This window comes from Pantoea rwandensis (genome assembly GCF_002095475.1).
In the GTDB taxonomy this organism is placed as follows: domain Bacteria; phylum Pseudomonadota; class Gammaproteobacteria; order Enterobacterales; family Enterobacteriaceae; genus Pantoea; species Pantoea rwandensis.
In genome coordinates, this window is record NZ_MLFR01000001.1 from 84656 (window position 1) to 109473 (window position 24818).

At 53.3% G+C, this 24818-nt stretch carries 20 protein-coding genes and 2 pseudogenes; 10 read left to right on the plus strand and 12 right to left on the minus strand.

The genetic code is table 11. From position 1 onward, the window contains the following. Nucleotides 1–217: 217 nt before the first annotated feature. Together HA51_RS00420 and HA51_RS00425 are read right to left on the minus strand one after the other, a co-directional pair. Nucleotides 218–1308, minus strand: a pseudogene (locus HA51_RS00420) (ABC transporter substrate-binding protein). Between the two features lie 47 nt (nt 1309–1355). Next, complete coding sequence (locus HA51_RS00425; protein WP_084931153.1) at nt 1356–3479, minus strand: TonB-dependent siderophore receptor; 2124 nt, start codon at nt 3477–3479, stop codon at nt 1356–1358. 463 nt (nt 3480–3942) lie between these two features. Here HA51_RS00425 and HA51_RS00430 point away from each other — a divergent pair, with 463 nt between their 5' ends. The 3 genes from HA51_RS00430 to fetB are packed head-to-tail and all read left to right on the plus strand — an operon-like array spanning nt 3943 to nt 6291. Beyond that, nucleotides 3943–4854 carry a MurR/RpiR family transcriptional regulator gene (locus tag HA51_RS00430; protein ID WP_084931154.1) on the plus strand — a complete coding sequence of 304 codons (912 nt, stop codon included), beginning with the start codon at nt 3943–3945 and terminating at the stop codon, nt 4852–4854. 17 nt (nt 4855–4871) lie between these two features. Next, entirely contained in the window at nt 4872–5540 is a 669-nt protein-coding gene (gene fetA, locus HA51_RS00435; RefSeq protein WP_084931155.1) for an iron efflux ABC transporter ATP-binding subunit FetA, read from the plus strand. After that, nucleotides 5527–6291 (plus strand): iron efflux ABC transporter permease subunit FetB, encoded by a 765-nt coding sequence (fetB, locus tag HA51_RS00440; protein WP_084931156.1) that lies wholly within the window; start codon nt 5527–5529, stop codon nt 6289–6291. The genes fetA and fetB overlap by 14 nt, the downstream gene beginning before the upstream one ends. A gap of 50 nt (nt 6292–6341) precedes the next feature. Here fetB and HA51_RS00445 read toward each other — a convergent pair whose 3' ends face one another. From HA51_RS00445 to HA51_RS00480, 8 genes are read right to left on the minus strand one after another with little or no spacing between them, the layout of a single operon-like run. Beyond that, a complete protein-coding gene (locus HA51_RS00445; RefSeq protein ID WP_084931157.1) occupies nt 6342–7190 on the minus strand; it encodes a VOC family protein in 849 nt (282 codons plus the stop codon). A gap of 35 nt (nt 7191–7225) precedes the next feature. Continuing rightward, nucleotides 7226–7576 (minus strand): peptidase dimerization domain-containing protein, encoded by a 351-nt coding sequence (locus tag HA51_RS00450; RefSeq protein WP_245840111.1) that lies wholly within the window; start codon nt 7574–7576, stop codon nt 7226–7228. Between the two features lie 2 nt (nt 7577–7578). Next, complete coding sequence (locus tag HA51_RS00455; RefSeq protein ID WP_084931159.1) at nt 7579–8679, minus strand: alkylhydroperoxidase domain protein; 1101 nt, start codon at nt 8677–8679, stop codon at nt 7579–7581. Between the two features lie 12 nt (nt 8680–8691). After that, nucleotides 8692–9696 carry a putative FMN-dependent luciferase-like monooxygenase gene (locus HA51_RS00460; protein WP_084931160.1) on the minus strand — a complete coding sequence of 335 codons (1005 nt, stop codon included), beginning with the start codon at nt 9694–9696 and terminating at the stop codon, nt 8692–8694. Then, nucleotides 9693–11300 carry a dipeptide ABC transporter ATP-binding protein gene (locus HA51_RS00465; RefSeq protein ID WP_084931161.1) on the minus strand — a complete coding sequence of 536 codons (1608 nt, stop codon included), beginning with the start codon at nt 11298–11300 and terminating at the stop codon, nt 9693–9695. The genes HA51_RS00460 and HA51_RS00465 overlap by 4 nt, the downstream gene beginning before the upstream one ends. Then, nucleotides 11297–12154 carry an ABC transporter permease gene (locus HA51_RS00470; protein ID WP_084931162.1) on the minus strand — a complete coding sequence of 286 codons (858 nt, stop codon included), beginning with the start codon at nt 12152–12154 and terminating at the stop codon, nt 11297–11299. Before HA51_RS00470 ends, HA51_RS00465 begins: the two co-directional genes overlap by 4 nt. Continuing rightward, a complete protein-coding gene (locus HA51_RS00475) occupies nt 12151–13095 on the minus strand; it encodes an ABC transporter permease (RefSeq protein ID WP_211282895.1) in 945 nt (314 codons plus the stop codon). Before HA51_RS00475 ends, HA51_RS00470 begins: the two co-directional genes overlap by 4 nt. Before the next feature lie 12 nt (nt 13096–13107). Further along, a complete protein-coding gene (locus HA51_RS00480) occupies nt 13108–14730 on the minus strand; it encodes a TIGR04028 family ABC transporter substrate-binding protein (protein WP_084931164.1) in 1623 nt (540 codons plus the stop codon). A gap of 185 nt (nt 14731–14915) precedes the next feature. Here HA51_RS00480 and HA51_RS00485 point away from each other — a divergent pair, with 185 nt between their 5' ends. Then, entirely contained in the window at nt 14916–15500 is a 585-nt protein-coding gene (locus HA51_RS00485; protein ID WP_139810600.1) for a hypothetical protein, read from the plus strand. A gap of 71 nt (nt 15501–15571) precedes the next feature. On the opposite strand, the gene HA51_RS00490 is transcribed toward HA51_RS00485, so the two are convergent. Further along, complete coding sequence (locus HA51_RS00490; protein WP_084931166.1) at nt 15572–15757, minus strand: con-10 family general stress protein; 186 nt, start codon at nt 15755–15757, stop codon at nt 15572–15574. Nucleotides 15758–16357: 600 nt separating this feature from the next. Here HA51_RS00490 and HA51_RS00495 point away from each other — a divergent pair. From HA51_RS00495 to HA51_RS00525, 6 genes and pseudogenes are all read left to right on the plus strand, one after another. Continuing rightward, the gene (locus HA51_RS00495) at nt 16358–17353 is read left to right on the plus strand and encodes an MsnO8 family LLM class oxidoreductase (RefSeq protein WP_084931167.1); all 996 of its coding nucleotides are present in this window, start codon (nt 16358–16360) and stop codon (nt 17351–17353) included. A 13-nt stretch (nt 17354–17366) separates the two neighbouring features. Then, entirely contained in the window at nt 17367–18524 is a 1158-nt protein-coding gene (locus tag HA51_RS00500) for an amidohydrolase (protein WP_084931168.1), read from the plus strand. A 77-nt stretch (nt 18525–18601) separates the two neighbouring features. Beyond that, nucleotides 18602–20869, plus strand: a pseudogene (locus tag HA51_RS27375) (NtaA/DmoA family FMN-dependent monooxygenase). 9 nt (nt 20870–20878) lie between these two features. Next, nucleotides 20879–21391, plus strand: a complete 513-nt coding sequence (locus HA51_RS00515) for a GNAT family N-acetyltransferase (RefSeq protein ID WP_084931170.1) — start codon at nt 20879–20881, stop codon at nt 21389–21391. A gap of 9 nt (nt 21392–21400) precedes the next feature. After that, nucleotides 21401–22327, plus strand: coding sequence for an amino acid ABC transporter permease (locus tag HA51_RS00520; RefSeq protein ID WP_084931171.1), 927 nt, complete (start codon nt 21401–21403; stop codon nt 22325–22327). After that, nucleotides 22311–23105 (plus strand): amino acid ABC transporter ATP-binding protein, encoded by a 795-nt coding sequence (locus tag HA51_RS00525; RefSeq protein WP_084931172.1) that lies wholly within the window; start codon nt 22311–22313, stop codon nt 23103–23105. Before HA51_RS00520 ends, HA51_RS00525 begins: the two co-directional genes overlap by 17 nt. Nucleotides 23106–23178: 73 nt before the next feature. Here the strand turns inward: HA51_RS00525 and HA51_RS00530 are convergent, their stop codons facing one another. Further along, nucleotides 23179–24513 carry a putative bifunctional diguanylate cyclase/phosphodiesterase gene (locus tag HA51_RS00530; protein WP_245840112.1) on the minus strand — a complete coding sequence of 445 codons (1335 nt, stop codon included), beginning with the start codon at nt 24511–24513 and terminating at the stop codon, nt 23179–23181. Nucleotides 24514–24818 lie beyond the last annotated feature (305 nt).

The following is a 24818-nucleotide window of genomic DNA, read 5'->3' on the forward strand; positions in this document are numbered from 1 at the left end:
AAAAGAAAAACGCCACAGCGTGGCGTTTTAGCGGGTGAACCAAATTGTCAGAAAACTCACGACAGCGAACAGGGTCACTACAATCGCCAGATACTCACTGGCGGGACGAACAAACATCGATTTCATAAAAATATCCTCGTGGTCATGAGGCTATTTTCGCGAACCAAGATTAACGCAACCTTAGGGCTAAACCCTGTGCGTCAGTTGCCGCGAAAAATCAATTGTGCGTCCAGTAAGTGCCTGTTTCCGGGATGGGCAGGAATTGCTGGTTCATCTCCCGCAGCGTGTCATCGGGTGACAGATCGTGGAACAGTTGTGGATGGAAGGTTTTGGCAAAAAATTCGGCGGCCAGCAGGTGCCATGGGCTCATGTAGAAATTTTGCCAGAAGGCGGCGGCGCGCTGCTGCTGCACGGCAGGCAGGGCTGAGACTGTGCTGTCTTGCGCCAGTGCCCGCAGAAAGGTGGTTTTGGCTTGTTCCGCATTGACCAATGGGCCGAGTTGCAGTGCGGTGGTTTCTTCCGGGCCTGAAGAGCCGGTGGCGATATAGAGATCGGGATTAGCGGCAATCACCGCTTCCGGATTGAGCTGACCAAACACGGCGGGGAAACGTCCGGCGGCAATGTTGTCGCCTCCGGCGAAGGCGATCAAATCCGCCAGATTGCCATGCGCCACTGTGTACAGCATTCGGCTTTCTTACCCAGATGTAATTGCAACATCACTTTCGGACGCGAGCCGTGCCAGTTGGCTAAGCGATCGCGAATACGCTGCATATGCTGCTGGTAAAAGGCAATGAAGCGTTCGCTTTTCGCTTCATCATTGAGTGCCGCGCCCAGAGTACGCAGACTGGCAACGGTATTCGCCAGCGGGTCGACGCGAAAATCGAGAAACAGCACCGGGATATTCGCGGCCTGTAGCTGCTGCATAAACAGCGAGTTGTTGGGCGGAGTACGCGCATACACCGGCAGGATCACCAAATCCGGCTGCAGCGCGATAATTTTCTCTACATTAAGCTGTGAGAAGTTGGAGTTGCCAATCTGGGTAATGTTGCCGATTGCCGGGAAAGCTTTGACGTAGCGGTCCCAGGTTTGCTTATCGAGATTGCGTAGATCTGCTGGCCAGCCGACCACCCGTTTAGCCGGGTTACCATCTTCCACCAGCGCGAGGGTATAGATCATCCGGCTTTCGCCAATCACAATCCGCTGTGGATTGTCCGGGACATTCACCTGACGTTGCAGGCTATCAGTCAGGGTTTTGCTCTGCGAAGCCAGCGGCAATAGCAGGAGCAGTGTCATTAGCACTCTTTTCATCGCGTTGCTCACAGTAGGCTCCGCCGGGAAAGGCGGAGCGCAGCAGATTAGAAGTCGACGGCAGCCTGCAAATACATCACGCGTGGTTCACCTTCAATCACGCGCAGGTTACCGGCGCTGGATTCGTAATATTCACGGTTAAACAGGTTTTTCACGTTGAGCTTTAACTGGGTATGTTTGCCGATCAACTGGCTGTCCCACGCAATAAACGCATCGGCCACGGTATAAGCAGGCATCACGAAGCTGTTTTCTGGATCGCCAGCACGGGTGCCGACATAACGTCCACCGCCGCCGAGGCGCAGTTCACCTGGCAACCACGAGAAGCGCAGAGTGTGGCTGAGATACAGGCTGCCCATATTGGTCGGTGCGTTCACCAGACGGTTGCCGACGTTATCAGGATTAATGTTGTCGGAAACAATCTCGGTTTTGTCGTAGCTGTAGTTAGCGATTAGGTTCCAGTCAGGCGCTAACTCGCCGTTGATCTCCAGCTCCGCACCGGTCGAGCGTGCTTTGGGAATGTTGCGCGTCACGCCGTTAATGAAAATCGACATGTCCTCTTCATCAATGCGGTACAACGCCAGCGTGGCAGCTAGATTGGGCGCGACTTGCCACTTGGAACCTACTTCCCAGGTGGTGCCTTTTTCGGTGGACGCCACATTGCCGTCATCATCGGTTTGCGTGGATGGCGTAAACGATTTGCTGAAACTGCCGTACAGCGAGACGTCCGGCAACACTTTGTACACTACGCCAAGCTGCGGCAGGAAAGCGTTGCCGCGATCGTTGAGCGTGGTTTCAGGATCGATAAAGCCGTTGCTGGAGGTTTGGGTATAGCGCTGGAAACGGCCACCCAACACCGCGATCCATTTATCCGTCAGGTGAATGCTGTCTTTGGCAAACACTGAGCGGCTATAAAGATTGGTGCGCAGGTTGCTCAGCGCATCGTTATAGGTGCTGTCGCTGACGATCGGCTCTTCACCGTACACCGGGTCGTACATATTAAAGGTGCGTGAAACAGTGCCGCGATAGGATCGCGCTTTGTAGGTTTCGTTCTGCTCGTAATCGACACCCACCAACATGTCGTGCTGCATGCCCGCGATAGTGGGTGAACCGCTGATATCCCAGGATACATACTCGGTTTGGTGATTGAAGCCACGGTTGGCGTCTGCGCGGCGAGAGACGATACCGGTGGTGGTATCGATCGCCGTGGCGCGTACTTCGTTACTGTCATAACGGCGTTGCATCCAACCGTAATTGAGATGCGTATCCCAGACATCATTGAGGTTGTAACCGTAAGAGACGTTCAGGCGCTTGTTTTTGCCCCAGGCATGGTTAGCACTGTCGTCGAGACGACGGTTGTAAGGAATATCGACGGGTTTCCCGCCAATAAACGCCGTACCACGGTCGTAGGGCACATCGTATTTATACTCGACGTAGCTAATGTTGAATGACGCGCGATCGCCGTACCAGCTCAGTGAAGGTGCGAGTAACGTGTGCTCGTTAACGCCAAAATTACGCCAGTAATCCTCGCGCTGGCGCTCTGCTACCATGCGGAAGGCAAAGCCGTTGCCCAGCGGCCCGGTGATATCCACCATGCCAGTGCCACCGCCGTAACTGCTGGATTCACCACTGATATGGGTATTCCACTCGTACTGTGGTTTTTTACTCACCAGATTGATGATGCCGCCGGGATTCAGAATGCCGTACAGCAGCGATGAGGAGCCTTTCAGCACCTCGACATGATCGATGCTGGCGTCCATGGTCAATCCCTGGTTACTGCGCACGCCATCGATAAAAATTGAGCCATCGGTGTTGGAACCAAAGCCACGTTTTACAAAGCCATCTTCAGTACCGCCCAAGGTATTGCCTTGCGTCACGCCACTGACGAACTTCACCGCATCGTTAAGGCTGGTGACCTGATAATCCTTCATCACTTGGGGTGTCACCACGCTGATCGACTGGGGTGTTTCATTCCGTGGTGTAGGGGTGCGCAAGGTGGCGGCTGCGTCTTCCTGGTTATAGCTGGTGGCTGACGAAGCAGGCGCTGTCGTCACCGTCAACGTGGATTCAGCCGCCTGAGTGGAATAGCCGTAAAGCAATGTAGAAGCCAGTAATACCTGAGAGCCAGAGAGCGTATATTTTACCGCTGGTGAAAATAAGCAAAGATACTTCATTTTAAAAATCCGCATCAAAATTGGAAATATTAAGAAGGCTGGATGGTAATGAGATTGATTTCCATTTACAACACTGTTTTGGGGATTTTTTTAACGAATGGCCGCTTTTTTTGCATATTATCCTCAAGCGCTTAAACGCACGAAATGGCTATTTGGTGCAAGGTGTGATGATGATGTAGTTTTTAAATGCGTTGTTTTTGTTGTGTTTATTTTTGATATGTAGCAGTCGATGTAGTTTCATGGAATGTTTTCTATTCTTACTACATTTTGCGGATTAAGGTTTGTCATTATCAAGTAAAGTGAATGGATATCTTGCTGTCAGTTATTTTAGTTAAATTAAGGTGTTCTTAATTTTCAGAAGAATAAGGTGGTCACCACCAGCTGATAGCCGTGATGAAATTGCTTAGCCGCATATTGCCGCGTAAAGTAACCTAACGTATTTATTTCGAAGGTATTGGCTTCTGTGAACGATTCTGCGCCAAAAACCAGCAAACGGCCGTATGACTTGTATGGCGAGCGCTTTCACGCCTGCAAACATCAGCTCACGCCGCGTTTGTTTAAGGTGGCGCACTATATCCATCAACACCGCAGCGTGGTGTTAGATAAAACCGCTCTCGGTATTGCCATTGATACTCAGACTTCTGATGCCACGGTAATCCGAGCGATTCAAGCCCTGGGTTTCTCCGGCTTTCGCGATCTGAAGATCGTGATGGCTGAGTATCTGGGGGTAACACAACGTTCTCCCGCACGTGTCGCTTCCACGGTCAATGCGCTATCGCAAGATGCCAAAGGCAGCGTCGATTTTGTGCTGGATAGCTATCGCATCAGTTGCGATATGCTCGCGTCCAGCGCCAATCGGCAGGCGATTCAGCAGGCGATAGATTTGCTGCAGCAGGCGAATCGCGTGGCGGTTTTTGGCATCGGTGCTTCCGCCATACTGGCCGATTACACCGCAAGGTTACTGAAACGTAATGGCACATCAGCCTATGTGCTGAACCGCACCGGTATTGCGCTCAGTGAGCAGATCGCCGAGATGCGCCATGCTGACGTGTTGATCATGTTAGTGCAGAGCAGTGCGCATCCGGAAGGATTGGTCACGCTGGCGGAAGCGCAACAGTTGGAGATGAAAATCATTGTGCTGACGGGCTCACCCGATAGCCTTTTTGCCCAACGGTCTGATGTCACGATTGAGATACCGCGTAGCCGCGATGCGGATAAAATGCCGGTGCATGCCACGCCAATGATCTGTCTGGAAATTCTGGTACTGGGCTTGGCAGCCACTGCGCCGGTTGCCACCATGAACAGCATGAGCAAGCTGTATGAAATCAGTAACGCCTTGACGCGACCGGGTGCACGTAAAACACCCAAGTCTTAACTTATTTTGGAACCGCTATGACCACCGATTTTCCCCTGCTTGATGCGCAGGGGATACGTTATGCCGTGCAAGGACGAACCTTACTGGCCCCCGTTTCACTGCAATTACAGGCGGGTGATTTTCTGTTACTTACGGGCCCTTCGGGCAGCGGTAAGAGCACGCTGTTGAAAATTTTGGCTTCGCTGCTGTCGCCTACCGCAGGTGATATTCGTTTTGAGCATCGTGAGCTCATTTCCCTTAAGCCAGAGTGGTATCGCCAGCAGGTGTCGTACTGTTTCCAGACGCCGCAACTGTTTGGCGAGACGGTGTACGACAATCTGGCGCTGCCATGGCAGATTCGACAGCAAAAACCGTCACGCGATGTGCTGGTTTCATCATTAGAGCGCGTACATCTGGCTGCTGACATGCTGGATAAAAAGATTGAGCAGCTGTCCGGCGGGGAGAAACAGCGGGTGGGCTTACTGCGCAACCTGCAGTTCTTGCCCAAAGTGCTGCTATTGGATGAGGTGACCAGCGCATTGGATGAAGAGAACAAAGAGGTGATCCAGCAGTTGATTCGGCAACACGTTCAACAGCAGCAATTGGCGGTGATATGGATCAGCCACGATGCGAACGAGATCCGCGATGCAGAAAAGGTGCTGCGACTCGTGGCGCCCGCGCAAGGAGACAGCCATGAGTCAGCATAATATTACCGACAGCTCACTATTACTTTCGCTGATGCTGGTCGTGATTGCGCTGCTCATCAGCCAGAAAGAGAAACTTGGCATGAGCAAAGATATTATCTGGAGCGTGTGCCGAGCCATTGTGCAGTTGGTCATCGTCGGCTACGTGCTGAAGTCGATTTTTAACCTCAACAACCGCTGGCTGACGATTTTGATGGTGCTTTTCATCTGCGTCAATGCGGCGCTGAATGCGCGTAAACGCAGCCGCAACATCGACAATGCGTTAGTGATTTCATTTGTTGCCATCACAACCGGTACCGCACTAACTTTAACGATTCTGCTGCTGAGCGGCGCGATTGAGTTTCTCCCGATGCAGGTCATCCCCATCTCCGGCATGATTGCGGGCAACGCGATGGTGGCGGTGGGATTGTGTTACAGCAATCTGAACCAGCGTTTTAGCGATAACCAGCAAAAAATTCTGGAGATGTTGAGCCTGGGTGCGTCGGTAAAACTGGCCTCAGCGCGGTTAATCCGCGATAGCATTCGTGCCTCGATGATCCCCACGGTTGATGCGGCGAAAACCGTAGGATTAGTGAGTTTGCCAGGCATGATGTCCGGTTTGATCTTTGCCGGTATCGATCCGGTCAAAGCGATCAAATATCAGATCATGGTGACGTTCATGCTGATTGGCACTGCCAGCCTCTCGACCATCATCGCCGCATACCTGGCTTACCGCCGTTTTTACACCGTCCGCGCGCAGTTGAAAATTGAATAGGGCGTATTGCAGGAGCGCATCGGGTGCGTTCCTGCAAGTTTGACGTTTGTTTACTGCTCAAACCTCAGAGCCACACCGAAGGCCTGTTCGGCATGAACAACGATGGCAGTCTCCTCCTCATGGAAGGGCACATTACCCAGCAACAAGCTCGCTTTCACCTTACGCAAGTCGCGCGTACGCAGACTTAAACCCACCATTCGTGCGCTGCCATCGTAGTCTTGCGGTAAACCGGCGAAACGCTGGGTGACGTATTCTGCAGCAGCGAAGCGCACCGTGGCTATGCCCGCTTTCAACACAAAGGCACCTTCCTGGCAGGCAGTGAGTTTATCCGCGCCAAATAAGCGACTGTAGGGTTGTGCGGCGGCAGCGGGATCTTGGGCTACCACGACAAATTCAATGATGTCGGTGACACCATTTGGATGTTGCTGCCAGGCTTCTTGCCACACCGCATACGGCGTTTCATGTTGGCAGAAGAAGCTGCGACCGTTAGCCACCAGCCCAGGACGCAGGCGTACCGTGCGAAAACGTGCCTGATTTTCACTGCCATCCGGCAATTGCACCGGACGGAAGAAACTAGCAGGAGGCTCGCCATCGATATCCTGACTCTCCAGATAGCGCCAAACCGCATCGGCATCATCGGTTTTCCACACCAGACCACTGAGACCAATGGGTGATTGCCACAGATCCTGGCGCAGAGTGTTACGTCCCTCCTCAAATCCCAACAGTTCCAGATAGTTGTCACCGAACACCGCTAAATGATTGCTGGAACCGAGAGAATGGTGCCCGCGTGCAGTGAGTTGAAAGCCCAGTCGTCGAAACAGCGCACTGGCTTCATCGAGTTCGCCTGCAACGTTAATGACGACATGATCAAGACGTGGAACCGGTATGGATAGGGCCATTGCTTTCCTCCTTGCTCTCATCGTGACGGCACCCATTACGCCGTACTCGTGCCGTTCGGCTGCCAGTTAATGGCGGTTTCAGCGCCAAAACCCGCGGCGATTCCTGCGATCAAGGCGTTGATTTGTGCCGGGTCCTGTTGGGTTTGACTGTTGACGATGCCTTCAATTTCCGCCGTTTGCGGTAACACATTCCAGCTGTTACCGGCGCTCAACCGCGTGATACCGAGCGCAAGAGTGTTACTGCGTCCCGGCAGCGCATACAAGGCGGAAATGATATGACTGCCAATGACAATCACATCAATGCCCTCATGCGGCCTGGCGGCATGAGCACCTTTGCCGGTGAGGGTGATGTGAAAGCGCTGTGCTGAAAGATGTTGCTCCGTCATGGTCATCCTTGTTGTGCAGGTAAAAAGGGTTCGCCCAGTGTCAACATCAGGCGGTTGGCCCAAGCGAAAAACGCCGCAGACTGGATCACATCCAGCAAGGCGAGCGTACTGAGTCCCTGGTCGCGTAATGTCTGGAGTTGTTTCAGGCTGGTGGCCGCAGGAGTGATGGAAAGCGTGGCCACCACGTCGATAATCGCCGCCCAACGGGCTGATTGGCCGTGTGACAGTTCAGCGCCGGGCGCGACATTCAGTAACTTCTGCACCGCCGGTTCATCTTTGGACAGTTGGCTGGCTTTGCGGGCATGTACCGAGGCGCAGAAAATACAACCATTGACCTTGCTGACCACGGTAGCGGCTAACTCACGCTCGGCACGGGATAGTCCACCGGACGTGTAAAAAATCCCTTTATCCGTTCGCGTACGCTGCTCCAGCAACGGTAAATTGCGCGCCAGCAGGCGGAAATAGTCGGAGTCACTGTGGCCATTTTTCTCTAATGTGGCCTGTTCCGCTGCGTTGAATTCGCTTAATGGCTTAGCCGCCAGCCAAGGTTCCCAACCTAATTCCTGCTGCGTAAAGGCAGTCAGGGCGGTTTGACCACTTAGTGTCAACGGCGCGTCGTGCCATTTCCCCGCCACCGCATGCGGTTGAGTCTCTGTTTGTTCGCCATTGAACAGACGTAACCCAGACAGTAAACGGCTTTGGAAACTGACAAAGGCTATTAATTGGGCGAGGGTGACGATGCCACGCGCTGTCCAACCCACACTTTGCAGGTTTTGAATGTGTTGAGGGTTCGCATCAACCGGATGTAGGCTCAATAGCTCGGCAAAAGCATGGCCTGCTACGAAGCGGGCGTCATGGGGGGCGTCATTGACCTGCTGCTGATAGTGCGCCTGCAAGCGGGTGGCACCGTGCCACGCGGCGACCTGTGCAGCCAAGGCAAAACGCCATTGCTGCGGGAGATCGGTATCATCTTCACTGAACAGGACCTCATAACTGCCTTGAGTATGCTGAGTGGCCGCGTGGCGTTCAGCACGTGCCTGACCCAGCTCAGAGGCGGGATCGATATCAGCCAGTGCGGCGAGTAAATCTACGGGTTGAGTCATGGTGTTCTCCGGTTAGGCATCGCCAAGTGCGCGTAGCGCGGGGGCAATGTGGTCAGCGATCAATTCGATGGAGCGCAGAATATCGGCATGGGGTGGGTCGATAGAGTGCACCTGGAAGCTGATGTCAGTGACGCGTTGCAGTGTGGAGTCAGCCAGCAATGAGGCGAGTACCCTGGGCGCATCACCAAAGTGCGCATCCAGCTGTCGCGCGTGGCTCTCCAGCGTGTTGCCGGTAATCACATGTCCGGCAGACTGAAACTGCTCCGCCTGGCGTTTTAATCCCGGTTCGGCTAGACGGTGCGCGTAGTCATTAGAATCAGCGACAAAAGCGGTGCGCGATGCAAGAATACGTGGCGCTATACTCTCTGGAAGAGCCGCCAGGTAGGCGTCGATCATGGGATTTTGGATCGCATCCAGCGGTAAATCTGGCTGACCTGCTGGGCGCGGCTGTGTACGGGACAGCATCAAACCATGCCCACCGGCACCCGCTCGTGCTGCTCCCTCGACGGAGAAGGTAGCAATCCATACGCGCTGGGCCAGCGTGGGTGCGGCGGGGTAGAGATGGTTGTCCGGATGCGCGAGGGTGTCGCCACGCCAGGCACTCAGCAAGGTGTGCAGATGGTCGGCAAACACACTGGCGCGCTGATCGATGGATAAACCAAACGGCAGGAATGAAGTGGCGGTGCCGCCGGAACCAAGCCCGACTTCTAACCGTTCATGGCTGAGTAAATCCAGCACCGAAGCGTCTTCTGCCACGCGCAGGGCGTTTTCCATCGCCAGAGTGATGATGCCGGTCCCCAGGCGTATGGTGCGGGTATGGGCGGCAACGTGTGCGAGGAACACTAAGGGTGACGGCAATCCGCCTTCCTTCTCATGGAAATGGTGCTGGGCTATCCAGGCGCTGTCGAATCCTAAACGTTCGGCATGCTGAATCTGCTCGGTTGCCAGGCGATAACGCTGCTGCGCCGAGGTGTCATCCAACAAACGGGTGAAAAAACCAATGCGTTTACGCGTCATGCGGACTCCTTAATCAGCGGACGAAAAGTGGGAATAGCATCAATCAGCGAACGGGTATAAGCATGCTGTGGTGTGGTGAATATCGTGACAGTGTCACCCTGCTCAACCACCTCTCCGGCGCGCAGTACGGTGACGCTATGCGCAATGCGGCGTACGGTGGCGAGATCGTGGGTGATAAACAGGTAAGTCAATCCCAGTTCCTGTTGCAACTGTTGCAACAGCTGCAGGATTTGAGCCTGTACGGTGACGTCTAACGCGGAAGTCGCTTCATCTAACACCAGGATGGCGGGTTGCAGGATCAATGCCCGGGCAATCGCCACTCGCTGGCGCTGGCCGCCTGAAAGCTCCCGTGGTTTACGCGTCAGCAACTCAACAGGAAGTGCCACTCGCTGTGCCACGGCCTCCACTCGTTGACGGCGTTCCTCGGTAGACAATTTTTCAAAGTTGCGCAGTGGCTCTTCGATGATGGCGAACAGCGTTTGGCGTGGATCGAGCGAGGCGAACGGATTCTGATACACGAACTGAATCTTGCGGCGAAGTTGGCGTTGTGCCTCCCCGCGCAACGCGCTGGCATCGATGCCGTCAATCACGATGCGTCCGCTGTCAGCTTGATCAAAGCCCAGTAAGATGCGTGCCAGCGTGGTTTTACCCGATCCAGATTCGCCCACTAATGCATGCGTGGTACCGCGTGCGACGGTAACGCTCACCTGATTAGCCACAGTTAACTGCTGTTTACCCAGTGAAAACTGTTTATTGATGGCAGAAAGCTGGATCGCCGGGGTGGAGAACTTAGCCTGTGAAGGCATCGCCAGTGCCACTTCGCCGGGTGAGGCATCTTGCAACAGTTGTCGCGTATAGGGATGTTTTGGTGCGCTGATCACCTGGGCTGCTATCCCTTGTTCCTGAATCTCTCCCTGACGAAACACCACCAGTCGATCGGCACGCTCTGCCGCTAAGGCCAGATCGTGCGTGACAAACAATACCGCGGTACCCGATTCACGACGCAACACATCGAGCAGATCGAGAATGCGCTTTTGTACCGTGACATCGAGCGCGCTGGTGGGCTCATCGGCAATAATGATTTGTGGTTTTAAGGCAAGGGCGATGGCAATCAACACGCGCTGTTTCATGCCACCGGAGAGCTGGTGAGGATACTGCTTGATGCGCTGTTCGGGGTGACTCAGTCCGACTTTTTCCAGCAATTCCAGAACGCGTTCTTGTCTCTGCTGTTTGCTGATCTTTTGATGCAGCTGCAGCATCTCGCCGACCTGATCGCCAATGGTTTTCACCGGGTTGAGCGAATTGCCTGGGTCCTGCGGCACTAAGCTAATGCTGACGCCGCGCAGGCTGTCCAGACGTTTCGCTGACCAGTCGGCGATGTTTTCACCGTTGAGGATAATTTTGCCGCTGTCACGACGGCCGTTCTCCGCCAGCAGGCCAATAATGGCTTGTGCCGTGGTGGTTTTTCCGGAGCCGGATTCTCCCACCAGCGCCAGCATTTCGCCCGCTTGTAATTCGAAACTGACGTTGTGGACCACTTCGCGCCATGCGCCGCGCTGATGATAACTCAACGTGAGGTTCTCTATGCTGAGTAGTACGCTCATGCGTCACCTCCGGCAATCTGCTGGCTGATGCGATTAGCGGCCAGCACGATGGCGACCACCACGATGCCGGGGAAGGTGGTGAGCCACCATGCGGTCGCCAGATAATTACGCCCTTCAGCGATCAACAGTCCCCACTCCGGCGTCGGTGGCGGAGTACCGTAGCCAAGGAAGCTCAACGTTGAGAGCGCCAGAATCGCCTGACCAAACTGTAAAGCAGCAAAGGCAATCACCGCCGTCAGCGAATTAGGTAAGATGTGACGCCACAACACCTGCCAGAAGCTGCCGCCGCTACCATAGGCGGCCTCAACATATTCGCTGCGCCGTACGCGAACCACTTCACCTCGTGCAAGACGCGCAAAGCTGGCAATGGAGGCAATGCCCACCGCCAGTGCGGCGTGAACCGTGCCAAAGCCGAGCAGGATCAGCACGCTCAGTGACAGCAGCAGCGAGGGAATGGAAAGCAGCACATCCACCAGGCGCATCAGCGTGTTTTCGGTGCGGCCACCCACTGCGCCAGCCAGCACGCCGAGTGTGGTGCCACCAATCAATCCCATCGCCACTGCGGCAAACGCGGCTGCCAGTGACTGTGAAGCGCCATAGACGATGCGCGCAAACAGATCGCGACCTAACTGATCGGTGCCCAACCAGTAAGCCGCTTGCGGCGGCAGACGTTGCGCACCAGGTATACCTTGAGTGGGGTTGTAATGGGTAAACAGTCCGGGGGCGAACGCGGCCAGCAACGCCAGCAACATCACAGCCCAGGCTAGCCATAAACCCGGCTGGATGCGCCAGTGGCGTGTTTTAAGCGTTGCAGTCGCGCGATGTCGTGCACTGGCATAATCAACAAGGCTCATCGGCTTCCTCCAGCGATAGCTTGCAGGCGCGGGTCGAACAACGGCATCAGCGCATCGACCAGCAGATTGATTAACACAAAGGCCAACGCCGAGATCATCACTACAGCCTGCAGCACGGCCACATCCTGATTGTTGACGGCTTGTTGTGTCAGCTGACCAATACCGCTCAGGCCAAACACTGTTTCAGTGATCAGCGCACCAGCGATCAGTTCACCCAGCAGCAGGCCGGCTACGTTCAGCACCGGCAGCAGCGCATTGCGCATTACGTGGTGCCACAACACGCGGCTTTCGCTGGCCCCTTTGGCGCGCGCTACCGCCACAAAGGGTTGGGTAGCGACTTGATCGATACTGCGCAGTAATATTTGTGCCAGCGGAGCAGAAATCGGAATGGCTACTGTGATCACGGGCAAAATCAATCCCTGCAAGGGCGAGGGGTTGATGACCGGTATCCAGCGCAGTTGGAATGAGAACAGCTGAATCAGTGCGATCCCCAGCCAGAAAGTGGGCAGTGAAATAAACAGCGCAGGGACTGATTGCAGCAACGAACGCAGTACGCGCAGTGCGGGTAATCGCGACAGGGCCGCCAGAGCAAAGGCGATCAGCGTGGCGAGCGCAAAGCCCAGCAGCGCCAGTTGCAGCGTAGCAGGGAGATTGCTGATCAGCAGATCGCTGACCGCCACACCCGCTTGCACCGAGTAGCCAAAGTCACCACGCAGCATCGCCAGTAGCGTATGCAGATATTGCTGCCACAGTGGGTTATCCGCGCCATAAGCCAGCCGCATTTCCGCAATCTGATCCGGGCTTAAGCCCAGATCCGGGTTCTGAAACTTAATCAGCACCGCATCGCCGGGGAGCACCTGCAGCAGTAAGAACGACAGGGTAAAGGCGGCCCACAAAACCAGCACGCTTTGACCCACTCTTCGCAGCAGAGAACGTTGCATCATCAGCCTACCTTAGTGTTTTTCCAGCCACGCGCCGTAGAACGACGGACGACCAACGGCTTCAAAGCTCACGCCCTTCAACCAAGGCGAACCAGCGAACACCTGTGGCTCTTCGAAGATGGGAATAACGTAGGCCTGGTCGAGTAAATAGCGCTGCGCATCGCCGGTCAGGGCCAGGCGCTTGGCGGGATCGACTTCAGCAGAGATATCCACTAACAGCGCATTCAGCTTGTCGTCGCGGAAGTTCTGTACCTTGTCGCTGGATCCCCCTTTTTGCAGCAGCACATTACGGTTCGTTGGGTAGAAACTGCTTTTGATCACATCCGGATCGGCACGGCCGACTTCAGTGACATTGAGCGGGGTTTTCAGCGGGTCGAGGTTATCCAACGTAGCGCTACCGGCATCACCGGCTTTCACTGCCAGGGCAACACCAACCTGATGCCACTGCTGTGCGACCAGTTGCAGCACTTCTTTGTTTTGCGGCTGCGGCAGAGATTCGTAAATGGTCAATGCCAGCTTTTTGCCGTCTTTCTCGCGGATACCATCGCTACCAACTTTCCAGCCCGCCTCATCCAACAGCTGTTTAGATAACGCAGGATCGTATTTCAGTTTGTCGGCGAGGTTGACGTACCCTGCGGCAGAGTTGGCAATCACCGAAGTGGCCTGCGGATAGTTCGGTGAGAACAGCGTCTGCACCACTTGTTGCGCGTTGGTGGCATGCAGCAGTGCCTGGCGTACTTTAAGGTCGCTGACCAGCGGGTTGTCCGGGCGGAAGCTGATGCTGTCGTTCACACCGCGTGTTGGTGCGGCGTAAATGGGGAAGTTTTGTTGCTGTGCTTGCTTCTCGTCATAAGCTTGCACCTGGCGAATAAAATCAGCCTGGCCTGCCAAAAGTGCACCAATGCGCACGCTGTCCTCAGCGGTGACGATAAACTTAATGCCGTCGAGATTAGCGGGGCCTTGTTGCGCGATATTTTTCGGTCCCCATTGATAATCCTTACGTGCCGTTAAGTCGACTTCACGGCCTAATTTTTCATCACTGACGACAAAAGGTCCGGAGCCAATAATATGGCGAGCGTCACCCAGTTGATCGAAAGTTCGTTGCAGGGTACTCAATGAAACCAATCCAGATCCAATGGTTGCCGTGCCCTGTAAGAAACCGGGTGAGGGCTTCTTGAAATAAAACTTCACCGTTAAGGGATCAATAACTTCACTGTGATCGTAATTATTAATCACTTCTGAAATGGGTAGGCGCTGGGCTTTATTTCCCAGGCCGTAAGTATCAAAGTTTTTGGCGACGGCGTTGGCATCCAAGGGCGTGCCATCAGAAAACGTCACGCCCGGCCGAATTTTAAAGGTGTATTCGGTCTTATCGGCGTTGCTGCTCCAGCTTTCGGCAATCCACGGCTCTACTTGCAGCGTTTTCGGATTCTGCCAGGTCAGTTTATCGGTGATTTGATTGAGAATGCCGCCGTTAGGGTAAAAACCACCGGCAGGCGGATAGAGGTTGGTGTGCGGTTGCTGCTCAAGATAGATCAGCGTGCCGCCTTTAACTGGCGTATCTGCCGCGTGTGCGCTAAATATCCCTGTCAGCAGGGCCAAGCTTAGCGCCTGCAAGCGAAAATGTTTGCTCATGGTGAATTCCTTATGATTCAAAAGCCCGGCGGGCAGATTTCATCATCAAATGCCGCACCCGTGAGTTGAACCAATGAATTGCACTAAGCTTTTGCGAAAAAAATTAATAGCGAAAATTGATAGGGGAAATGCAGCGGGAGCTATCCTGTGCAGAAGCCAAATTAAACGTGTCAGGGATTGATTTCATGGACAAACATCATCTGGACCTCCGCGATGTACTGGCTCTGCGTTACACAGACGCGCCGGGTACTCCTCTACGCATATTTACCGATTGGGCTGAAATGCGTCTTGATAAGAGCGAAGCCAATGATAATTTGCTGATCCTCGCTTCATTAGGTTTCGACAAACACTTGGTCAAAAGTGAGGTGTATCAGTATCTTGATTCTTACCTTCTGGCGAGCAACATCCCTCAGCCATCAGAAGGGGAATTAAGGGTCTTTTCAATAAGACACTCGCTGAAGGAGATGGCATTTTCTCATTCTGAACCAGAATTGTGGGGAGGGCTGAGCGGCATTGAAGTAGATTATGACCTGAATGCCTGCTTGTTTAAGAGGGTTATCGATTATTGGTCAACCGTCCAGCGCGACTTTATTCATTATGAAGATGATGAGTATGGCTACCTGTATCACAAGAATCCGACAAATCAACACGTCCCCAAAGCATTACAGGCTGATTACGTTCGTAAGATGGCAGCCAGATTTATTCGTCTGTTAGAGTGTGATTACTTTTGGGATAGATGCATAAAGCACGAGAACAAGATGATGGACTAAGAGGAAAAGGGAGCTAACGTCGTTGAAAAGCGTTGACGTTAGTCCCTGGTTTACTGAAATCCTAAAGCGCTTTATTCAGACTTTGTTGGAGGACGGCGACTTATTTTGCCTCCTTTCCGACCCGCTTCTACGGCGCGTTCAGGATCGTTTCTGAAGTTGCCTCCGCTGGCTTTACCTCCCGCTTTTCCTGCTTCTTTCGCACGGGCCGGATCGTTGGCAAAATTCCCTGCTCCGCCTCTGTAGCTCTGTTGTTTCATAGAGAGACCTCGTATCAATGTTCCAAGAGATTTGAGGACTAGCTAGTCACGCCATAATTCTAGTTTGCCGTTGCGTCTCCGCCACCCGCTACGGCATCATTTTATAGGCTTAGATCAGAAAATTTTGTTGGATCCCCTGACTCAGAATCACCTTATCTAGATGGACAGCGGCTGATGAAGTGGAAAAACAGAGAAGGCAGGGCGTTTGATGCGGTCGAAGATAAGCCGCTGACCATTTAGACGCTAAATAGCAGGGTTTTTAATTATCCATTGAGTAAATGCGGATAACAGAAATAACGTTATTTAAGTACTGCATGCAATGAGGTATTGAATGAGAGAAGAGAGGTGTGTCGACTATAGCTCTATTTGTTCAATACTTTCCTAAATAGCGTTGCAAGAATTTATAACAATTGAAAATGAAATTAGGATAATCAAACTAACTGCATGTTATCAATGAACTAATTCTTTACCTCACTTCATTCTCTTCGCCTTTTTGACCAATATGCATAAATTAAAAATGCATACGACAATATCATGTTTTACCAATTACCCGCCGCCACCACACACTAACGCCATATTCACTGATAAAGGATTTGGCGTATGTCGTATCGACTGAGTTTGCTGGATAAATCGCCGATTGCTGATGGAGAGAGCGCCGCACATGCCCTGCATCGGACATTACAGTTGGCGCAACAGGCGGAAGCTTGGGGCTATCACCGTTTCTGGCTGGCGGAACATCATAATACTGACCGTCTCGCCAGTCCTTCGCCTGAGCTGCTGATCGCGTGGATCATCGGCCAGACACAGCATATCCGTGTGGGCTCGGGCGGGGTGATGCTCCAGCACTACAGTCCTTATAAAGTCGCTGAGAACTTCAACTTACTGGCTTCGCTGGCGCCGGGTCGCATCGACCTTGGCGTGGGTAAAGCGCCGGGTGGATTGCCCCTTTCAACGCGGGCGCTGCAACTCGGCGTGCATCAGGATGAAAAGGGTAACTTCGCTGAACAACTGGCTCTGCTGGATAGCTGGCTGGATGTGCCGCCGGTAGGCGATGAAGAGATTCTGCGCGCGACGCCACAGCCGCCACGCCCGGCGAATCGTTTCCTGTTGGGCGCGAGTGAACAGAGCGCCAAACTGGCTGCAGAGCTGGGCTGGCAACTGGTATTCGCGGCCCACCACAATGGCGATCCTCTGCTAATGGAGCAGGTACTGAACAGCTATCGCCAATACAGTAACGGTAAGCAGGCGCTGGTGGCGGTACAAGCAGTGGTGGCCGACTCGCCTGCGGAAGCGGACTTACTGGTTGATAATCTGCGCGTTTATCACGTCAACGTGAAAGATGGGCCGAGTGTCAATGTAGGCAGTGTCGAACAAGCCGAACGCTATGTGCGACAGGGAGGGTATACCGATTACGTGATTGAACCACGCACGCCCTCGCTGCTTAAAGGCACAGCGGCGCAGGTACACGCCAAACTCGATGCCTTAAATCAGCATTTTGGTATCGATGAGTTCGTTATCGACACGCCGATTGCCGAGGAGCAGGCGCGAGTGAAATCTCTCGAACTGCTGGCAACTCATCGACTGGTTGCAGCCTGATGCGGAGGTCTCAATGAGTCACGTTAGCGAACAGCAACTGATTGACTGGCGGCGCGAGCTGCACAGCTGGCCAGAGCTTTCTGGGCATGAAGTGGAAACCACCGCGCGGTTGCTTCGCTGGTTACAGGAAGCCGGCTTGCATCCGCTTGATTACCCGCTGGAAACCGGCGTGGTGGTTGAAGTGGGACGTGGGGAAACCCTGATCGCGTTGCGTGCCGATATCGATGCGCTGCCCATCCATGAGGCCACCGGGCTTGCCTATCGTTCACGTCATAGCGGCGTAATGCATGCCTGCGGACATGATGTGCACAGTGCCGTGATGCTGGGTGCAGCGCTGCAACTTAAAGCGATTGAAGATCAACTGCGGGGTCGCGTGCGTATCCTGTTCCAACCTGCTGAAGAGAATGCTACGGGCGCACGTAAACTGATTCAGGCCGGTGTGTTGACGGATGTGAAGGCGATTTTTGGCATGCATAACGAGCCGGGCTTGCCGACCGGGACTTTTGCGACTCGTGGCGGTGCTTTCTATGCCAATGCCGACAAATTTGTGGTGCGCGTGGTCGGTAAAGCTGCGCCTGTGGTACAGCCTAAACAGGGTATCGATAGCATTCTGGTGGCCAGCCAGATCATTCAGGCGCTGCAATCATTGACCAGCCGCAGTTTTAATCGACTCGACAGCCTGGTGCTTAGCGTCACGCGCATTGAAGCGGGTAAAGGCGGTGATGCGTTGCCGGGTGAGGCGGAGTTCGGTGGCACGGTGCGGACGCATGATAAGCAGGTGCGCGCTGAACTGGAGCAGCGAGCACGGCAGATTGTGGAAAGTATCGCGGCGGCGAACGGGGCCAGCGCTACGTTTAGCTGGCATCCAGGTCCACCAGTTTTAGAAAACGATGCGCGGTGGGCCACGTTTGCCAGCCAGGTCGCGGAGCAAGTGGGCTATCGCGTGCAAACCGCTGAGCTGCATCTGGGAGGCGAAGATTTTGCCTATTACCTCCAGCTGATTCCCGGTGCTTTTGTCAGCATTGGCAGCGCCAGCGAATTCGGACTGCATCACGGCGGTTTTAATCCTGACGAGGCGTTGATCGCCCCCGCAGCACACTACTTTAGCCAACTGGCGCAGCAGGCCTTGCAGCATCTCAATGCGCGATGTCGTGACGCCATCCTGAGTTAACGTCCTTACTTCCCAATCTTCTGCTCTGCACGGCAACTGCGCGTTGCCGTCAGGCTGTGCCATGGAAAAGAGAGAATATTATGACTGCAAGACAACTGCGACTCGGTACCATTTTACATGGTGCATCAGGCAATATGTCGGCCTGGCGCCATCCTGCGGCGCAAGCCAACGCCAGCATTAACTTTGACTATGCCAAACACATCGCCCGTAAGGCAGAAGCCGGCAAGCTGGATTTCCTGTTTGTCGCCGATGGCCTGTTCATCAACGAAAAATCGATCCCGCATTTCCTTAACCGTTTTGAACCCTTGACGCTGCTGTCAGCGCTGGCAGGTGTCACACAGCATTTGGGACTGGTGGGGACGGTTTCCACCTCCTACAGCGAGCCGTTCACGGTGGCGCGTCAATTCGCCAGCCTCGATCACCTGAGCGGCGGTCGTGCGGGCTGGAATGTGGTGACCTCTCCGCTGGAAGGGTCCGCCAAGAACTTCTCGCGTCAGCAGCATCCAGAACATGCGCTGCGCTATCGTATCGCCGATGAGTATTTGCAGGTGGTGAAAGGACTGTGGGACTCATGGGAAAGCGATGCATTTGTGCGTAATAAAGAGAGCGGCCAGTTCTTTGATTCTGCCAAGCTTCACACGCTGAATCACCATGGAGATTTCTTCCAGGTGCAAGGTCCACTGAACATCGAGCGCACGCCACAGGGCCGCCCAATTGTGTTCCAGGCAGGCGCGTCGGAAGATGGGAAGAAATTGGCTGCCCGTCATGCGGATGCCATTTTACGCACCAGCCGACGCGTGAAGAGGCGCAAGCCTTCTACAAAGATGTGAAAAAGCAGCTGGTGGCGAACGGACGCGAGCCTCAGGAGCTGCATATCTTCCAGGGGGTGGGTGTGATTGTCGGTGACGATGCGGAAGACGTTGAGCGTCAGTATCAGACCACCGCCGCGCTGGTTTCTATTAAGGATGCGCTGAACTATCTCGGCCGCTTCTTTGACCATCACGACTTCTCACAATATTCCCTTGATGAACCTTTCCCGGATATTGGCGATATCGGCCAAAACAGCTTCCGTAGCACCACTGACGAAATCAAACGCAAGGCGCATGAGCAGGGCCATACCTTACGCCAGGCAGCCCTTGAAGCGGCAACGCCGCGACCGCTGTTCTTTGGCACTCCTGAAGAGGTGGCGGACGGCTTGCAGCTGTGGTTCGAATGCGAGGCTACCGACGGCTTCATTATTCAGGGCGGCACGCCAGATACCTTTGAACGTTTTGTCGATCGCGTTATCCCGATTCTGCAAGCGCGCGGGTTAACCCGCAGCGAATATCCTGGCACCACGTTACGTGCCAGCTTCGGTCTGAAAGATCCGGTTAATCAGTTCACACAACAATAAAATAGAGAGAAAACACGCTATGCAGAAAAAATCCCTGATTGCGCTGATGTTGCTCAGTTTGAGCAGCAGCGTATTCGCCGACGATGTGGCGGTGAACGGTCAACAAATCAGTATCGAAGCCAATAAAACGCCGGTGAATACCGCGAAGAATGCTGCTGCGGTAGCACAGATCCCCGCCGGGCATAAGTTTGCTGTGCCGGGTTCATTTACGGTGGCGGTTGCTGCCCAAAACTCACCGCCTTTAACGGTGTTCAGCGATGACAATAAAACCTTGCTGGGCAGCGAAGTGGATATCGCGCGCCTGGTGGCAGACAGCCTTGGCCTGAAACTCAATGTGGTGCCGACTTCTTGGGAAGATTGGCCACTGGGTGTGGCATCAGGAAAATATGATGCTGCCATCAGCAACGTCACGGTCACGAAAGAGCGCAAAGAGCGTTTTGATTTCGCCACCTACCGCAAAGACTCACTCGGTTTCTATGTCAAATCCAGCAGCCCGATTAAATCGTTAAGCAAAGCAGAAGATATCGCCGGATTGCGCATTATTGTCGGTTCTGGCACGAACCAGGAAGCCATTCTATTGGCGTGGGACAAAGAGAATCAGGCCAAAGGCTTGAAGCCTTTTACGCCGGTTTACACCAAAGATGATGCTGCACAAACGCTGTCGTTGCAGTCAGGTCGCGCCGATGCCTATTTCGGCCCTAACGTAATTGGTGCATGGAAAGCGGCGTTAACCCATCAAACGCGGCTGGTAGGCAGCGTAGATGGCGGTTGGCCAAAAGCGGCGCATATCGCGGTTACGGTCAAGAAGGGCAGCGGCCTGGCGGAACCGATCAATACCGCGCTGAATGGCGTCATTAAAAACGGGGATTACGACAAGGTGCTAAATCGCTGGGGCGAGGGCGTCGAACGTTTAGATCATTCTGAAATCAACCCGGCCGGACTGGGCGATTAAGGGGGCGTGATGAGCCAGCAATTTTTCCGTGAAGTGCATCCTGAAGCTGATGAGTTACAGCCCATTCTGACCGGTTTATTCGGGGAGTATGCCGCACGATACGGCGACTTTTTTAGGAATAATCAAGAAGTTGAACTTACAGAGTGGTATTTACCGCCGCGCGGGCTGTTCATTGTGCTGGAGCGCGATGGCGAGATCATCGCCATGGGCGCCTACAAACCCTATGACGACGTGACGGCAGAGCTAAAACGCATCTGGACACGTAGCGACCTGCGCCGTCAGGGTTTGGCACTGTTGATTTTGCAAGAACTGGAACGGCGTGCATTGCGCGCCGGTTATCAGCGCGTGTTCCTGACCACCGGCTTTCGCCAGCCAGAAGCGGTGCAGCTTTATATCGGCCACGGCTATCAGCCGCAGTTTACGCTGCTGGAAGACATGGAGGTTTACGGCACGCCGCCGCATGACGGGCGTCTGCGTTTTCTCAAGGTGATAGATGTACACAGCGTGGCACAGGCCAGTTGAGGGGTTGAGATGAGTGACCAACAACGATTAACCGTAGTGCCTGCGCGCTATCCTGGACGCGTGATTGGGGCGATTGTCGCCCTGTTCATTCTGGCCAGCGTGATTGATTCGGTGGCCTTTAATCCGCGCTGGGAATGGGCTGTATTTGCCCGCTGGTTTTTCGATCCAGTGATTCTTTATGGGCTGGGGCAAACGCTGCTACTGACGTTGTTCGGTACGGTGTTAAGTCTGATTTTCGGCGGCTTGCTGGCACTGGCGCGTCTGTCGTCATCCTGGTTACTGAGCACGTTAGCGTTTGGCTATATTTGGCTGTTTCGTTCGCTGCCGCTGATCGTCGTACTGATCATCCTGTACAACTTCTCCTACCTGTATGACACGCTGTCTCTTGGCGTACCGTTTACCGCGCTCTCCTGGGGCCATTTCCAGACCATCAACGTGCTGGGCCAATTCCCAGCGGCGGTGATTGGCTTGACGCTGGTGCAGAGTGCGTACAGTGCCGAGATTATCCGTGGCGGCTTTTTGGGCGTCGATCATGGACAGTTTGAGGCGGCTTCGGCGCTGGGGCTCTCTTCATCGAGAAGAACGTTCCGTATTATCCTGCCCCAGGCGTTACGCGCCATCATTCCCACCACCTTCAATGAAATCATCAGCCTCGCGAAGGGCACCTCAATGGTGTATGTGCTGGCGATGCCGGAGCTGTTTTACACCATCCAGATGATCTACAACCGCACTCAGCAGGTGATTCCTTTGCTGATGGTGGGTGCGGCTTGGTATCTGATCATCACCACCGTGTTGTCACTGTTGCAGCACAGCGTTGAACGTTCGCTGGCACGTAGTGTGACGCGCGAGCCGCGAGCGTCACGCTGGCGTCAATGGCGCACCCGTTCTGTTACTGATACCGCCAATGAGGAACTCTCCCATGTCCGAGGCCATTGATTATCGCAATCTACACGCTACCGGTGCCATCAGCATCACGGGTGTGACGAAGTCGTTTGGTAAACACAAAGCACTGGATGCGGTTTCGCTGGAGCTGGAACCCGGCTCAGTGACGGTGATTCTTGGGCCATCAGGCTCGGGGAAATCTACTTTGCTGCGCACCATTAACCATCTGGAACGCGTTGACGAAGGTTTCATCCAGATTGATGGGGATTACATCGGTTATCAGCGTCGTGGTGACAAATTGTATGAGCTGAAAGAGAAGGCGATTTTACGTCAGCGTATCAACGTGGGTTATGTCTTCCAGAACTTCAACTTATTCCCGCATCTCACGGTGTTGGAGAACCTGATTGAAGCACCGATTGCGCATCGGCAGCTATCACGCCGTGAAGCGATTGAGCGGGCGGGCGAGTTATTGGATATCGTCGGACTACGCCATAAAGCTGATGCCTGGCCGCGTCATCTCTCGGGCGGACAACAACAGCGTATCGCCATTGCCCGCGCTTTAATGCTGAATCCCCGCGTGATGCTGTTTGATGAGCCAACGTCAGCGCTCGATCCTGAGTTAGTGGGTGAGGTATTGGATGTTATCAAAAAGCTGGCGCGTTCGGGCACCACCTTGGTGATTGTGACGCATGAGATTGGCTTTGCGCGTGAAGTAGCCGATCAGGTGGTGTTTATGGTTGATGGACGTATTGTCGAACAGGGCAGTACCCATCAGGTGTTAAACCAACCGCGCCATGAACGCACCAAACGTTTTCTGGCGCGGGTGCTGTAATGTTTGTTCCTTCGCCAAAATTCCATTTTACACTGACTTTTATGGCGGCTAATAAGTCGCCTTTTTAGAGGTTCTATGCGTTTTTCGATTTACGGATCCATTGCGCTGCGTCTGCTGCAGGTAAGGGGCGAGCAAAATGGTAGCCCTGGAATAGATGACACCCTTTATGACGTAGATAATCGAAATACTCTTCGCTTTCGATACCCTCGGCTAACACGTTAAGACCCATTTCGCGCGAGAGTTCAATCGTCTTGTGCACCACAATGGCGGCAGATTCATTATCAAAAATATGCATGATCAGTGACTTATCAATTTTGATATCATCGATGGCGAAGTCACTGAGCGATTTGAGGGAGGAATAGCCTACACCAAAATCATCAATCGCCCATTTAATACCCAATTCACTGAATTGCGCTATGACGTCGCCAATTCTCTTCTGATCATAGATAAAAGTGGTTTCCGTAATCTCAAATTTTAGCCTTTCCGGGCTGATTTTATAATTCGCAAGGATTTTCAGCGTATCTTGTGTGAAATCCCGATGCATAAGTTGCAGTGGACTAATATTGACCGAAAACTTTAAGTGGCTGAGGTTGTACATACGGTCCCATTCAGACATCTGCAGTAGGGTGCGTTCCATGACCCATTTCCCGATATCAATAATCAGACCGCTTTTCTCAGCGACGGGAATGAAAACTTCTGGCGAGATGAAACCCTTAACAGGATGTTTCCAGCGTAATAATGCTTCGAAGCCAATCAGTTTTTTTTCCGCATCAACTTGTGGCTGATAGTAGACCTCTAATTCATTTTTTTCGATGGCATTTGATAGCTCGCGTTTTATCAGATCGGTTTCTGAATAATCACCGCGTGAGGTATATACGGTTAACAACAATGCAACGATTGGAACACTGCAATTGACAATGTAGAAGCCAGCGTCCTGAGGAATATTGAGATGAAAAGCGCCTTGTTGCCAGGTCAGGCCTGTGACGACAAACCCCAGATAACAAAAAAAACAGATGAGAGGGAACACTTTACTGAGGTAATTGGACTGTTGGCGTAACACCAACGCTGAGCCCACAGTCAATGCCAGTAAGTAATTGTACTCTGAACGTTTGGCAGCTATATGATAGTTATCGACCAAAAGTAGCATGATAATGCTGGCTAACAGCGTGTGAACAATGATGTACAGATTGCGTTTTAAGCCGCCACAAAAGGCCGAGCAACTGATATAACCCCCGAGCAGAGTGCTGGCGCAATATAAACAGGCAATAGCGTTGTGACCACTGCTGAAGTTGAACCATGCCATGAAAACCCCGGCAAAGATGCTGGATGTACCTGCAATCAATAAGGTTAACCGTAGCTTCTTCTCTAGACTGTCACCCTTTAAATTAAAAGGGAGATTGTGAACCATAGAAATGCCTGAACGAAAATAAGAGATCATTCGCTGTCTCAATCTTTGTCATAATTATTTAATATCTTAGAATCGCTATTTTAAGGAAAAGCGAGACGGCTGTCATAAATGTTTTCACGAATTTTACATTAGCCAGTGAGGACGTTTTATTTGACATATGCTAAGACAATTTAGCATTTTTGGCAGGTAATTTGGCGTAATCAAACGACTTAAGTCGATTATGACACAATCAACGATAATGTTGCGGTGTAATGGAAAACCCCATATCAATGGGGCTGCTGCCTGTGCAGATGAAAAAAAACGTG